Source organism: Bradyrhizobium sp. SZCCHNR2028, from assembly GCF_032380995.1.
GTDB lineage: Bacteria > Pseudomonadota > Alphaproteobacteria > Rhizobiales > Xanthobacteraceae > Bradyrhizobium.
This window is the reverse complement of the sequence record NZ_JAUHJF010000008.1, coordinates 147,504-161,094: the sequence shown is the minus strand read 5'-3', so window position 1 is coordinate 161,094 and position 13,591 is coordinate 147,504. Positions and strand designations below refer to the sequence as shown.

General features: G+C 67.7%; 12 protein-coding genes. 9 read left to right on the top strand and 3 right to left on the bottom strand.

What is annotated here, in order from left to right; all coding sequences use genetic code 11:
• The first annotated feature begins 27 nt into the window (after positions 1 to 27).
• The 4 genes from QX121_RS15780 (at position 28) to QX121_RS15765 (ending at position 4,122) form a co-directional block, all read left to right on the top strand.
• Positions 28 to 480 (top strand): hypothetical protein, encoded by a 453-nt coding sequence (locus tag QX121_RS15780; RefSeq protein ID WP_315736191.1) that lies wholly within the window; start codon positions 28 to 30, stop codon positions 478 to 480.
• Between the two features lie 448 nt (positions 481 to 928).
• Entirely contained in the window at positions 929 to 2,068 is a 1,140-nt protein-coding gene (locus tag QX121_RS15775) for an RNA ligase RtcB family protein (RefSeq protein ID WP_315812418.1), read from the top strand.
• The gene (prfH, locus tag QX121_RS15770; RefSeq protein WP_315812417.1) at positions 2,065 to 2,688 is read left to right on the top strand and encodes a peptide chain release factor H; all 624 of its coding nucleotides are present in this window, start codon (positions 2,065 to 2,067) and stop codon (positions 2,686 to 2,688) included. The genes QX121_RS15775 and prfH overlap by 4 nt, the downstream gene beginning before the upstream one ends.
• 174 nt (positions 2,689 to 2,862) lie before the next feature.
• Positions 2,863 to 4,122: an Hsp70 family protein gene (locus QX121_RS15765; protein ID WP_315812416.1), complete on the top strand. Its 1,260-nt coding sequence runs from the start codon at positions 2,863 to 2,865 to the stop codon at positions 4,120 to 4,122.
• A 19-nt stretch (positions 4,123 to 4,141) separates the two neighbouring features.
• Here QX121_RS15765 and QX121_RS15760 read toward each other — a convergent pair whose 3' ends face one another.
• Both QX121_RS15760 and QX121_RS15755 read right to left on the bottom strand, forming a co-directional pair.
• A complete protein-coding gene (locus QX121_RS15760; RefSeq protein WP_315812415.1) occupies positions 4,142 to 5,710 on the bottom strand; it encodes a hypothetical protein in 1,569 nt (522 codons plus the stop codon).
• A gap of 246 nt (positions 5,711 to 5,956) precedes the next feature.
• Positions 5,957 to 7,468 carry a hypothetical protein gene (locus tag QX121_RS15755; protein WP_315812414.1) on the bottom strand — a complete coding sequence of 504 codons (1,512 nt, stop codon included), beginning with the start codon at positions 7,466 to 7,468 and terminating at the stop codon, positions 5,957 to 5,959.
• A 324-nt stretch (positions 7,469 to 7,792) separates the two neighbouring features.
• Between QX121_RS15755 and QX121_RS15750 the strand changes: the two genes are divergently transcribed.
• Positions 7,793 to 8,365 (top strand): GNAT family N-acetyltransferase, encoded by a 573-nt coding sequence (locus QX121_RS15750; protein WP_315736185.1) that lies wholly within the window; start codon positions 7,793 to 7,795, stop codon positions 8,363 to 8,365.
• Between the two features lie 11 nt (positions 8,366 to 8,376).
• Here the strand turns inward: QX121_RS15750 and QX121_RS15745 are convergent, their stop codons facing one another.
• Entirely contained in the window at positions 8,377 to 9,426 is a 1,050-nt protein-coding gene (locus QX121_RS15745) for an alpha/beta hydrolase (protein ID WP_315812413.1), read from the bottom strand.
• A gap of 155 nt (positions 9,427 to 9,581) precedes the next feature.
• Between QX121_RS15745 and QX121_RS15740 the strand changes: the two genes are divergently transcribed.
• The 4 genes from QX121_RS15740 to QX121_RS15725 all read left to right on the top strand — a co-directional run bounded on the left by QX121_RS15740 (position 9,582) and on the right by QX121_RS15725 (position 13,561).
• Positions 9,582 to 11,129, top strand: a complete 1,548-nt coding sequence (locus QX121_RS15740; RefSeq protein WP_315812473.1) for a winged helix-turn-helix domain-containing protein — start codon at positions 9,582 to 9,584, stop codon at positions 11,127 to 11,129.
• A 160-nt stretch (positions 11,130 to 11,289) separates the two neighbouring features.
• Complete coding sequence (locus QX121_RS15735; RefSeq protein ID WP_315736183.1) at positions 11,290 to 11,460, top strand: Flp family type IVb pilin; 171 nt, start codon at positions 11,290 to 11,292, stop codon at positions 11,458 to 11,460.
• Positions 11,461 to 11,590: 130 nt separating this feature from the next.
• Entirely contained in the window at positions 11,591 to 11,974 is a 384-nt protein-coding gene (locus QX121_RS15730) for a hypothetical protein (protein ID WP_315812412.1), read from the top strand.
• A 69-nt stretch (positions 11,975 to 12,043) separates the two neighbouring features.
• Positions 12,044 to 13,561 (top strand): AMP-binding protein, encoded by a 1,518-nt coding sequence (locus tag QX121_RS15725; RefSeq protein ID WP_315812411.1) that lies wholly within the window; start codon positions 12,044 to 12,046, stop codon positions 13,559 to 13,561.
• Positions 13,562 to 13,591 lie beyond the last annotated feature (30 nt).

The window sequence follows — 13,591 nt, the reverse complement described above, 5'->3', positions numbered from 1 at the left end:
GCACGCCCGCATCGGAGATTTTGAGCCATGACAGACACGATCGTTCAGTCACGCCGGCTGGGCATCATCGGTTGCGTGATCGGGCTTGTTGCTCTGGTCGCGGCGGTTCTGCCGCATTGGGTGCTGCCGGTGATCGATCCGCCGCCGCCGATCGACAAGGTCATCGTCGATGTCGGACATCGCGTGAGGGAGCGCCTGATGGCGCGCATCAAGGGCGTCGACTACCAGGCGCCGGTGCGCGAGACGTCTTGGACCGACCTCCTGCACCAGCAATTGCCGGTGGCCGCGGTCTCGCTCGGGTTGCTTGCGATCATTCTCGGCGTCGTGGGTCAGTTGCGTCGCGAGGAGCGGCACGTCGCGGCGATGGCGACGACCCTGGGCGGCTGCGCGATCGCCGTGCAGCTTTCCTTCTTGCTGATGGGCGCGCTGATCGTGGTGGCCATCATCTATTTCCTCGGCGATTTCCTCGCGCTGTTCTGATCGCGAGGATGCACGTGCCTGGATCTGCCGGCTGCGGGCAGATGCGCCGTTGTCCATCTTCGATGCCACCCATTCTGTGCGAGCGCAGCGAAGAATCCAGTGTGGTGCGTGGGGCCCTGGATTGCTTCGTCGCTGCGCTCCTCGCAATGACGGAGAGAAAGCGAGCTGCTCGAAAACGACGGGGCATCCGTGTCCTGTACGTCACAGCGGGACATCGGTTGAATGATGCACATTGCCAATATGATCGGGATGTGATTACTACGCGCTCCGGCGTCGAGCATTCGGCTCCGCCGCACAGGAGAGAGACGATGACTGCGATCATCCGTTGCTCCGCCAGGAGCCGCCAGGACTGATCCTCGCGTGAGGCGAGGCTTGGTCTGGCATGCGTGCGTCCGCGCGCGCTGATCGTCCCTGACCAGTTCTCCCTGTCTTTCTCCAAGGTATTTACATGGGCAATTCCCATCGCGTGGACGGCCGTGCGCCGGTCCACGGCTTCTACTCGTCCAGCTCCTGGATCGAGGGCGCCGCTGCGCGCCAGCTCGAAACGGTGGCTGACATCTGTGGCGTGCGTGCTGTCGCCGGCATGCCGGATCTGCATCCCGGCAAGTTCGGTCCCGTCGGCTGCGCCATCCTCGCCGACCATATCCACCCGGCCTTCGTCGGCTCCGATGCGGGCTGCGGCATGGCGCTGTTCGCGCTCGACCTCGCTTCGCGCCGGATTCGCGTCGACAAGGCGGCCGACCGGCTGCGCGACGTCGCCACCCCCTATGACGGCGACATCGTGGGCGAGCTCGCAGCTCATCAGCTTGCGCCGTCCGACTTCGATGCGTCGCTCGGCACGATTGGTGGCGGCAATCACTTCTGTGAGCTGCAGGCGGTCGAGGAGGTGTTCGATCCGTCCTGCGGTATCGATCGCGACCGCGCTCATCTGCTGGTGCATTCGGGCTCGCGCGGCCTTGGCCACGCGCTGCTCGAACGGCACGTTGCGGAGGGTCTCAATCCGCTCGCGCCGGACAGTGAGGCTGGCCACGCCTATCTGGCAGCGCATGATCACGCGCTGCGCTGGGCGTCGCTGAACCGGCAGGTGATCGCGCAGCGGGCCGCGACGGCCTTGCGCGGTGAGGCCGATCCGGTCCGTGCGTGCTCGCACAATTGCATCGAGCATCGCACAGACGGCGTGTTGCACCGAAAGGGGGCTGCGCCGTCCGACCAGGGTCTCGTCGTCGTGCCGGGCTCGCGCGGCGCGCTGTCCTATCTGGTCGCGCCGCTCGCGTCAGCGCCAAAGGAGGCGTTGTGGTCGATCGCGCATGGCGCCGGTCGCAAGTTCGACCGGAGCTCGATGATCGGCCGTGTCGGCGCCACGCGATCGGATCGCGAGCGTCTCGCGCGCAATCCGTTCGGCGGCCGCGTGATCTGCGAGGACCGCGCGCTGCTCGCCGAGGAGGCGCCGGAGGCCTACAAGCCGATCGCCGGCGTGATCGCCGATCTCGAAGCATTCGGGCTGGCGCGCGTCGTCGCCAGCTTCCGCCCGCTGGTGACGGTGAAGAAGATCGCCGTCCAGCGGCCGCGCAGGGAGGACCGCCGATGAGACGGCTGCTCCTCACGGCGGGACGCGGTCCGGCCGAATGCCGGCTCGCGGTCGCGCATGCGCTGCGGCGGCTCGCCGACGAGGCCGAGGCGGCGGACTGCGAATGCGCGATCGCGCGAGAGCAGACCGACCGGCATGGGCCGGCCAGCGCGATCGTCGTGCTGGACGGGCCGACGGCGGCCGACCTCGCGCGGCGCTGGACGCAGGGCTCGCTGCTCTGGGTGTGCCGCAGTCCGCTGCGGCCGCATCACGGCCGCAAGAACTGGTTCGTCGGCATCGTCGATCTGCCCCTGTCGGAGCAGGTGGCGGCGTTGGCGGCCACCGACGCCCGGTTCGAGAGCTTTCGCGCCGGCGGGCCCGGCGGTCAGCACCAGAACAAGACCGAGAGCGCGGTGCGCGCAGTTCACGTGCCGACGGGGCTGGTCGCGATCGCACGCGACGGCCGCTCCCAGCATCGCAACAAGGCGCTGGCGCTCGCGCGTCTCGCCGCATTGCTGGACGGCCGCGCCCGCCTGGCCGACGCCGGCGAGGAGCGCCTCATCCACGCGGCGCATGACCGCGTTGAACGCGGCGCAGCCGGGCTGCGCTTCGAGGGACCGGCGTTCAGGCCGGCGGGATGATCACCGGACAGCGGGGGCGTCAGCGCCCCCGGCTGCACCTTCGACAGGCAGGACGCACAGTCATCTCTCCGCCAGACGACTGCCATGCGCACCGCTCCGCACATTGGCGGATGACATCGCGCCGCCGAACGGCTAAGCGGTCCGCCCCCCCCCCCGGACGGAAACGAGACAAGCATGGCGGCAGCGGCCCATTGTGGCATCGACTTCGGCACTTCGAACACCACGGTCGGCCTCAGCAATTCCGCCTCCGCAGAGCTCATCCCCCTGGAGGGCGAGCAGCGGACCTTGCCGAGTGCGATGTTCTTCGATTTCGAGGATCACGGCACCCAGTTCGGGCGCAGCGCGATCGAGCGCTATCTGACCGGCCACGACGGCCGCTTCATGCGCGCGCTGAAGAGCATCCTCGGCACCGCGCTGATTCACGAGAAGACCTATATTCGGCAGAAGGCGGTGCCGTTTGCCGGCATCCTCGGCTTCTTCTTCGCGCATCTGAAGACGCAGATCGAGACGCGGCTCGGCAGGGAGATCAATCAGGTCGTGCTCGGCCGTCCCGTCCGCTTCGTCGACAAGGATGATGCGGCCGACGCGGAGGCGCAGGGCGCGCTGGAGGGCATCGCGCGCGACCAGGGTTTCAAGCACATCGCGTTCCAATACGAGCCGATCGCCGCCGCGCTCGACTACGAGCAGCAGGTCGCCCGCGAGGAGCTGGTGCTGATCGTCGACATCGGCGGCGGCACCTCGGACTTCTCGATCGTGCGCGTCTCGCCCGAGCGGCGCAGCAAGGCGCATCGCGAGGACGACATCCTCGCCAATGGCGGCATTCATATCGGCGGCACCGATTTCGACCGGCTGCTCAGCCTCAAGAGCGTGATGCCGCATCTCGGCTATGGCAGCCTGACCGCCGACGGCAAGCGCAACCTGCCGACGCTGTATTATCACGAGCTCGCCACCTGGCACCGCATCAATCAGCTCTACAAGAAGGGCGTGATCGGCGAGCTGCGCCAGATCCGCTACGAGGCCGAGCGGCGCGATCTGGTCGACCGCTTCATCAAGGTGGTGGAGGAGCATCGCGGCCATACGCTCGCGATCGGCGTCGAGCAGGCCAAGATCGCGCTGACCGCGGCGAAGTCGCTGACCTCGGTGCTGTCGGAGAAGGACGACTGGGCGCGCATCAAGTTCACGCGCAGGGATTTCGACCGCGCCATCGCCGATTCTGTCGAGCGCGTCGTCAGCACGGTGACGAAGCTGCTCGACGATGCCGGCGTCGAGGCCGCTGCCATCAACACGATCTTCCTCACCGGCGGCTCGAGCATGGTGCCGGCGCTGCGTCAGGCGATCCTGGCGCTGTTTCCGGCGGCGCGCATCGCCGAGACCGACCTGCTCGGCAGCGTCGGCATCGGGCTCGCGCTCGACGCGCGGCGCAAGTTCGGCTGACGCCAAATTCAGGAATGCCTCATTCGGGGGCGACTGTCGCGGCCGCCCGCGCCGGCTTCTTCAGCGCGCTCTGACGCTGGGCGCGCGTCGCCGGGCGCGGCGTCGCCGATGTTGGGACGACGGCACGGACAGCGGCGGGTTTCGCGCGAACCGGACGGGCATCGGCAGCTCCGGTCCGCCCGGGATCGCCGACGCGGACGATGCCCCAGGGGCCCGAATCCGCCTGAGGCGGCGGCGAAAAACCTGCAACGGTGCGACTCGTACGCCGTGTCCGAGACGGTTCGGCCCGGACCGGCGGTGCCGGGACCTCGCCGACTTCGGGAGCCGCGACTGCGAGGGGCACGGCGTCAGTCCGAACGACCTCGGCCTTCGCGACGGCGACGGGCGCCAAATCGAGGTCCGCGGCTGGCCCGACCGGCGCCAGAGAATCTGCGTCCGGCGGAGCCGCGTCGACGATCTGCCCTTCAGGCAGGACCGCAGCAGCGGGCGTGACGGCCGGGGCCGGCTCGTACAGGATAACGCCCGTCGTCTCGTCGGCCAGTCCGTGAAAAACATGGCTCGGCAACAGAAACCCCGCCGCCGTCAAGGCGACGGCCATGCTTCGGCCGAGCACGACCTTAGCGGATGGGGGGACAGACATCGCGCAACCCGTCCGCCAAACCACGTCGACGCCGGCCGCTGCAATGAAGGCTGCAAGACCGAGACTGCCGCCGACCAGAGGCAGGACCGTCGAAGCCTGGACCAGAACCACCGTGAGGGCCAGCGCGGCCACGACCGGCTGCAGTCGCCCGGACAGCCGCTGCGGCGAAGACATCCCGAGAAAACATCCTGCATAATAGGCATCCACGAGACAGCGTTCGTTGGGCCACACCGCCTGCATGGTCGCCATTCCGGCAAACGCCAGGGTGGCCGAGACGAAGGTGCGGGCTGCCCGCCCCGCGTCGGCAACCTGCGGAAGCCGTTGCATGACCATGGTCAGGAACGTTCCGGCGAGACAGGCGGCAAGTATCGCGAGCGAGCCACCGAGCTCCTGATCGAATTGATTCAGATGCCCCAGACGGAGCGATCCGCCTTGTCCGGCGAGCCACGGCCCAAGCGTGACGAACAGCAGCGATCCGATCGCAGCCAACACGCCGAGCCGACCACCATAGCCCTGCAACAGCACGACGCGCCGCCGGGTTTCGATCGCAGTGAAGATGCAGAACAGCAGGCCACAGGATATCGACAGCAGATAAAGCGATGCCTCCTGTGGCAATCCCGTACGAGCGACGCTTTCGCTGAGCTGTCCGATCGGCGTCATGCCGCTGAAGCTGCCGCCGTAGACCGAGGACGAAAACGTGGTCGCGGCGAGGTTGTCCGGAGACGCGACGACCAGGCCTGCGCACAGCACGACCGTCACCGCCGCCGAGGCGAGCGCGGGCGACAGGCCCAGCGCGCTCAGATGCAGCGTGGCGAGACAACCGAGAAAGGCGCCGGCGAAGGCCACGACAAGCGCAACAGGGAGATCAGAACGCCGCCGCTGAGGGCGCGGCTGGAACAGGACCGGCAGGCCCGTCCGGTATGGCGCGCAATCAAACGCCTGCTGCATCTACGAACCACCCCCAAATGTGGATCGGCTCGGCCCTCACCTCCTCCCGACGCCGAACGACAGCCGCGATGCGGGCGAAAGATCCCACGTCGTTTGCGTCCTGACGTACGAGCAGAAGACAAGAGCCGGACGGGGCCTGCATCATCCGCTAAGCACCGCTGTGTGCACGATGCAGTGAAAACATGGCAAAACGCGTGCGGAGGTATGGCCGAGTCGGGTTATGGCCGCAAAAATGCTCGCGGCCCGTCAGGGGCCCGCCAACGTCGACGGGTCCGGCCGCCACTCCGGCGCGGGCTGCACCTCATGGCGGGCCACGATGCGCGGTCGCGCCGTCGCGTGCGGCACCACCCGCGTCTGGTGGCGCTTCGGCGGCGCAGCTAGGACGCCCACGGCCTGACCGTCGCGAGCGATCCGCCGGGACGGCCCTGCGGAGGCCGGCGACGCGGACTGCTGGGCCGGCTCACTCGGGCGCCGCGCGGCGAGCGGATTGGCGCCCTGCGGATCCAGGATCTGAAGCGGCAGATCCGGCGCTGTGGCAGCGGCCGAGGCCGGCTCGCCGGGCACCATGCCGTCGCGCCGATCCTCGTCACGTGAGGGCATCGTGGTCCGCGCCGGCGCAGCGGCCCCGTCCGCGTTCACGAACGGACCGTTGGGCTCCGCCACCGGCCGCTGAAACATCAGCTCGCTGGAGAGCAGCACCGCGAAGATAGCGAGTGTGGCGACGAGCCCCCGCGTCCAGGCGAGGGCGGTCTGCCACGGCGATTCCCCTGCCTCGACGAACAGCCGGACCGCAGCATCCACGAAGATGACCGAGACGAAGGCGATGTATCCGAGGCTGCCGCCGACGCTCGGCAGGATGGGACCGGTGAGGATCAGCAGAGCCGTCAGCAGCACCGCCGCGGCCATCGCCTGCAGCAGGCTGCGCAGCCGCCGCGACGACGACATGCCGACGAAGCAACCGGCAGAATAGGCGTCGAGATCGGGGGCGTCGCTGGGCAGGAGCTGCAGCACCACGAGGCCGGCAAAGGCCACGGTCGCCGCAACGAAGATGCGCACCGCGCGGCGCGACCCTGCCACGGGCGCCCAGCGCAAGGCGGCCATCGTCGCCAGCATGCCGACCGAGCACAACGCGAAGGTGAGCGCGATGCCGCCGAGCCCCTGCTCCAGGGCGCCGCGGCGCGCGATCGGAAACAGCTCGCCCTCGGCGCCGAGCAGCGGCGCCAGACCGACGAACAGGAACGAAGCGACCGCCGCCAGCGCGCCCAGTCGTCCGCCATAACCGCGCGCGAGCCCGCCGCGCAGCCACATGTCGAGCGCGCAGCCCAGACAGAACATCAGTCCACAGAACAGCGAGAGCAGAACGAAGGCAGCGTCGAGCGGCAGGCCGGCGCGAATGACGCTGGCGTTCAACAGCGCCACGGGAGTCATGCCGACGAAGCTGCCGCCATAGGCCGACGAGAAGAACGTGCTCGGCACCAGATCCGCGGTCCGTGTCAGGATCAGCGAGGCGCACAGCAGCAAAGCCGCCGCCGCCGAGGCAATCAGCGGCGACAGCCCGGCTGCACTCAGATGCAGGGTCATCAGGCAGCCGAGGAACGCGGCGATGAACGACGCCAGCGGCGGGCAGCCGAGCTGGAACAGCTGCGAGCCGTAGAACGGCACGGCCCGGCCGAGCTGCCGATCGCGCCATGTGCGCGGATCGAAGCTCTGCTCCGCCCGCAGACGACGTAACTGACGATCCGCCGCTTTGCGCTTCATGTCCACGACACCCCGAATCGCGCCAGCCCAAGATCTGCGTGATGATCTCGCGGCAAGCGAATGGTTGACGTTCGGGCGCAACCCTGAGCCCGAGCCGGCGCAGTTTCCTGCGACGGTTGTACGCGCGCTGCATTCGCGCAGGTTGCGTGTGCTCGATTCATGCACTGCAATGCAACGTTGTGGAAGTATCGGGCTCCAGTCCGGGCGTGAAAGTTCCTGGCAACCTTAATGGCGGAGCGCGATGCGAATTATCAATGACATGCGAGTTAGACGGCGTAGCAACCCCGGCTTGCAAACGAGCTTGGTAAACGACAGCATGGCGTCATGCTCACGCCCACGTTGCATACCGCCCGTCTGATCCTGCGGCCGCTGGCCCTCGCCGATGCGCCGGCGATCCAGCGTCAGTTCGACAACTGGAACGTGATCCGCAACCTCGCGGCCGTCGTGCCGTGGCCCTATCCTCCCGACGGCGCCGAGACCTTCGTCAGGCTGCAGCTCGACAGGATCGCAGCCGGCGAGGAGCTCTATCAATGGGTGCTGGTGCTGCGCGACAGTGACGGCGAGGCCATCGGCAACATTCACTTCCGGCCGCGCATGAAGTCGGTGAAGGGCCATCGCGGCTTCTGGCTCGCCGAGCCCTATTGGAATCGGGGACTGATGAGCGAGGCGATCGCCGCCGTGAACGACTTCGCCTTCGGTCCGCTCGGCCTCGATCAGTTCACCGTCTGCAACGTCGCGACCAATGTCGCGTCACGGCGAGTCAAGCAGAAGACGGGCGCCGAGTTCGTCGGCTTCATCGAGGTCGCGCACCACAATGGCGAGACCCGCTCCGAGCAATGGATCGTGCGGCGGGAGACGTGGCTGCAACGTCAAGGGAAGCAACGCGCTCCCGCCTGAGATCGTCGGCGCTACGCGCTCGCCGTCACGTCGAGCACCGCCTGCGCAAACGCCTGCGGCGCCTCTTGCGGCAAGTTGTGGCCGATGCCGCCGGTGATCAGCCGGTGCTCGTAGCGGCCGGTGAACTTCCTGGCATAGGCTTCGGGCGCCGGATGCGGCGCGCCGTTGGCATCGCCCTCCATCGTGATGGTGGGCACTGTGATGTCAGGAAAGGTCGCGAGCTTCGCCTCCAGCGCATCATATTTCGCCTCGCCCTGCGCGAGGCCGAGCCGCCAGCGATAGTTGTGCACGACGATGTCGACGTGATCGGGATTGTCGAATGCGGCGGCGCTGCGCGCGAAGGTGGCGTCGTCGAACGCCCATTTCGGCGAGGCCGTCTGCCAGATCAGCCTGGCGAAGTCGCGCCGGTTCTTGTCGTAGCCCTCGCGTCCGCGCTCGGTCGCGAAGTAGAACTGGTACCACCATTGCAGCTCGGCGGCCGGCGGCAACGGCATGCGGCCGGCCTGCTGGCTGCCGATCAGATAGCCGCTGACCGAGACCATCGCCCTGCACTGCTCCGGCCACAGCGCCGCGATGATGTTGGCGGTGCGCGCGCCCCAGTCATAGCCGGCGAGGGTCGCGGTCCTGATCGCGAGCGCGTCCATCAGCGCGACGATGTCGGCGGCGACGGCGACCGGCTGGCCGCTGCGCAACGCGGTCGGCGACAGCAGCCGCGTCGTGCCGTAGCCGCGCAGATGCGGAATGATGACGCGATGGCCGGACGCGGCCAGTGCCGGCGCGACGTCGGCGAAGCTGTGGATGTCGTACGGCCAGCCGTGCAGCAGGATGACGACGGGACCGTCGGCCGGACCTGTCTCGGCATAGCCGATGCTGATCTCGCCGGCCGTGACCTGCTTGATCGGTCCGAGCGACGTCCCCGCCCCCGGCCGGATCGCCGGCAACTTCGTCGCCGCCTTGAAGCTTTGCGCCTGCCCAGCGCTGGAGCCGAGTTGAAAGGTCGCAACGGCGGTTCCGGCAAGGGTGAGGAAACGGCGGCGGTCGGGGTAAAGAACGGTCGGCATGGCGGAGGCTCCTGGTTCCGATGTGCGGCCCTTGTGCGCCATGCATCCGCGCGGCGCTTGGAGGAGGCATTGATTTTTCCTTGAGGCCGGCTTGATTTTGCGGATCGCGTGACGCGAGGGTGAAACCGGCTGCCGCGGCGGCCAGGGCGGTGCATGTGGTGTATTGCTTCGACGATTTCGTGCTCGATCCCGGCCGCCGCGAGCTGCGCCGCGGCGACGACCTGGTTGCGATGGAACCGCAGGTGTTCGACCTGCTCGCGTTCCTGATCAGGACGCGCGACCGCGTCGTCAGCCGCGACGACATCCTCGCCGAGGTGTGGGGCGGCCGCATCGTCTCCGAGGCGACGCTGGCGAGCCGCATCAGCGCCGCGCGGAGCGCGATCGGCGACAGCGGCGAGGCGCAGCGCCTGATCCGCACCATTCCGCGCAAGGGCGTCCGCTTCGTCGGGGAAGTCCATGAACAGGCGGACGCAGTGCAGACGCCGGCCGTATCGGCCGCACCCGCCTTCGACGGCCCCGCCATCGCGGTGCTGCCGTTCACCAACATGAGCGGCGATCCCGAGCAGGACTATTTCGCCGACGGGATGGCCGAGGACATCATCACCGCGCTGTCCCGCTGCAGCGGCCTCGCCGTGATCGCCCGCAACTCCTCCTTCATCTACAAGGGCAAGGCCGTCGATATCCGTGCGGTCGGACGCGAGCTCGGCGTCGGCTACGTTCTCGAAGGCAGCGTGCGCCGTGCAGGGTCCCGCCTGCGCATCAACGGACAGCTGATCGATGCGGCATCCGGCGCACATCTGTGGGCGGAGCGCTTCGACGGCCAGCTGGACGATGTGTTCGCGCTGCAGGACCGCATCACCGAAAGCATCGTGGCGGCGATCGAGCCGACGCTCGAGCTGGCGGAAGGCGAGCGGCGGCGCGCCACGCCGCCGCTGCATCCGGACGCCTACGACCTGCTGCTGCGCGCCGCCAGCCTGCGCGACGCCTTCACGCCCGACAGCCTCGCGGCGGCGGTCGCCTGTCTCGACCAGGCGCTGGCGATCGATCCCGCCTGCGCGCCCGCGATGGCGGCTTGGGCCTATTGTCAGGCGCTGCGCCACTTCCAGGGCTGGAGCGCGCCGGACGAGACCTATCGCACGGCCGCCGTCGCGCGGGCGTGGCAGGCGTGCGAGCGTGCGCCCAGTGACGCGCAGGTGCTGTGGATGGCGGCCTTCGCGATCTGGAACATGGCCGAGGACATCGCCCCAGCACGGGAGCTATTCCGCCGCTCGCTTGCCATCAACCCCAACTCGGCGATGGCGCTGACCTTGAGCGGGTGGATCGAGATCATGGCCGGACACACGGCTGCGGGCCGCGCGATGATCGAACGGGCTCGGCGGCTGAACCCGCGCGATCCACGGGGCTGGTTCGCAGCCGGAGCGCTGGCGATCTGCGCGGTGGCGGAGGACGATCTCGCAGGCGCCATTCGATGGGCGGAGATCGCGCTGACGCAGAACCGGCGTTTCGCCGTCGCGCTCCGCGTCCTGATCGTGGCCCTGGTCAGGACCGGGGAGATGTCGCGCGCCGGCGATGTCGCCCGTCAGCTTCTGAGCCTCGAACCGGATCTCACCGTGTCCGGGTTCCTCGAACGGATCCCGTTTCCGGCCGGAATGCTCGCCACAACCTATGCGGAGGCGCTGCGCGCAGCCGGGGTGCCGCCGTGATCCCGTTCGCGTGCAGCGGACCCTGCTGCAACTGAAATTTTCGACATGAACGGCAAAGTTGCGAAACTTGGCTGGACCTCGTTCACACTACCTTAGGTTCCATTCCGTAGTTTCGCGGAGATCGTCCGGCGGCCATTTGCCGGACGGCGGAGGGGAATTGATGAGGAAATTGCTTCTCAAATTTTACGAGGATGAATCGGGCGCAACCGCGATCGAGTACGGCCTGATTGCGGCCGGCATCGCGCTCGCGATCATCACCATTCTCAACAAGCTCGGACTGACCCTGGAAGGCATCTTCACGACCCTGACTACGAAGCTGAACGGCGGCTGATCGATCGATTGTCTGCAATGGCGTTCTCAGGATCGGAGCAATCCGGTCGCCATGGTCGGACTGGCCGGGCCTCGCGCCCGGCCTTTGTCTTTTGATATAGTTCCATTCTTCGATGGAGCGCGCAGCATAAGTGCGTCGTGCTGCGTCCAGCCTGCTCGCAGGCATTCGTGCAGCGCCGGCAGGACTCGGCGCCGATCCGGCAATGGGCATGGATCCCGGCGTGCTGCTCGCATTCCTCGGCACAGAGCCGGCATCAACGTATCCGGACGCGCTGACGCCTAACTCTGTTCCCGCCTGCATCATCGATTGGGCGATCAAGTTCAATCGCGCGGCGCGACCTCAATCATCTCACGATCCGCGTGACGGAATTATCACCTCGCCGTGCGTCACGGCTTCCGGCATCTCATTCGCCCGCGCCTACGAGCGCCATTTTGCAGAACTGCCATCCGAAACCTTGCGGCGTGCGCGTATGGACGCACCCGTTGGGTTGAGGCACAACAGCTCTCGTCACTGACGTCGGCGGCCCGAGCCGCGGACCAAGAACGACGTGCGCAGGCAAAGCGCCGACGATGTGGAGGAATGGATGCTGATTCCGATGGCCGACGTACCGCGCTGGTATGCGGAGCGCAAACCCAGGGACAGCGTCGCGCTCCGGCACGGGACCGATACGCTGACCTGGGAGCAGCTCGAGCGCCGCGCCAATGCGCGTGCGCGCGCCTTCGCGGCCAAGGGCGTCAAGCCAGGCGACTTCGTCGCGATCGGCCTGCCCAACGGCAATGCGCTGTTCGAGACCAGCTTCGCGGTGTGGAAGTGCGGCGCGACGCCGACGTCGCTGTCGTGGCGGCTGCCGCGCGGCGAGGCCGCCGCGGTGCTCGAGATCCTCAAGCCGTCGCTGGTGGTCGGTGGTGAGGCCGACTGGAACGCGCCGAACGCGCTGCCGGCCGATTTCACGCCCGAGGGCTTTTCCGACGAGCCGCTCAGCGCGCCGGTGTCACGCTATTGGAAGGCGATGACCTCGGGCGGCTCGACCGGACGGCCAAAGGTGATCCTCGATCACCAGCCTGCGGTGACCGACACCGCCGCCGAGCCGCCGCTCGGAATTCCGAAGGGCGCAGCGCTGCTCAATCCCGGCCCGCTCTATCACAACGCGCCCTTCATCGTGTCGCATTACGCACTGTTCGCCGGCGGCAGCTTGACCGGGATGGTGAAGTTCGACGCCGAGGAGACGCTGCGGCTGATCCAGGCGCACCGCATCCAGTGGGTCAACTTCGTACCGACGATGATGCACCGGATCTGGGCGCTGCCGGAGGCGGTCCGCAACAGCTACGACGTGTCGAGCCTGAAGATGGTGTTCCACATGGCTGCGCCGATGCCGCCATGGCTCAAGGAAAAATGGATCGAGTGGCTCGGTCCCGAACGCGTCTACGAGCTCTATGGCGGCACCGAGCGCCAGGGCCGCACCATCATCTCCGGCACCGAATGGCTGCAGCACAAGGGCTCGGTCGGCAGGATCGACGAGTCCTGCAAACTGCGCATCCTTGGTCCCGACGGCAACGATGTCGCGCCCGGCGAGAGCGGCGAGATCTACTTTCTGCCCGCTGATGGCGCCGGCAGCACCTATCATTATCTCGGCGCCGAGCCGAAACGGCGCGCCGACGGCTGGGAGTCGCTCGGCGACATCGGCCGGCTCGATGCCGACGGCTATCTCTATCTCGGCGACCGCCTCGCCGACATGATCCTGCGCGGCGGCGCCAACATCTATCCGGCCGAGGTCGAGGCGGCGCTGATGGCGCATCCCGACATCCGCTCCTGCGTGGTCGTCGGCCTGCCCGATCCGGAGCTCGGCCAGCGCGTGCATGCGATCGTGGAGATCGACCGTGCCAAGGACGCGCAAGCCATTGTCGACGGCATGGGTGCATTCCTCGCCGACCGGCTCAGCCGCTACAAGCACCCGGAAAGTTACGAGCTGGTCGACGTGATGCTGCGCGACGATTCCGGCAAGGTCCGGCGCACCCTGCTGCGCGACGAGCGCGCGGCGTGGATGAAGGATGGCCGCGACTTCCGTCTCGTGCCCGCGCGGGCGCGACCGGCAGCAAACTGACGGCACGGAAATTTTTCGAACGTTTACGAT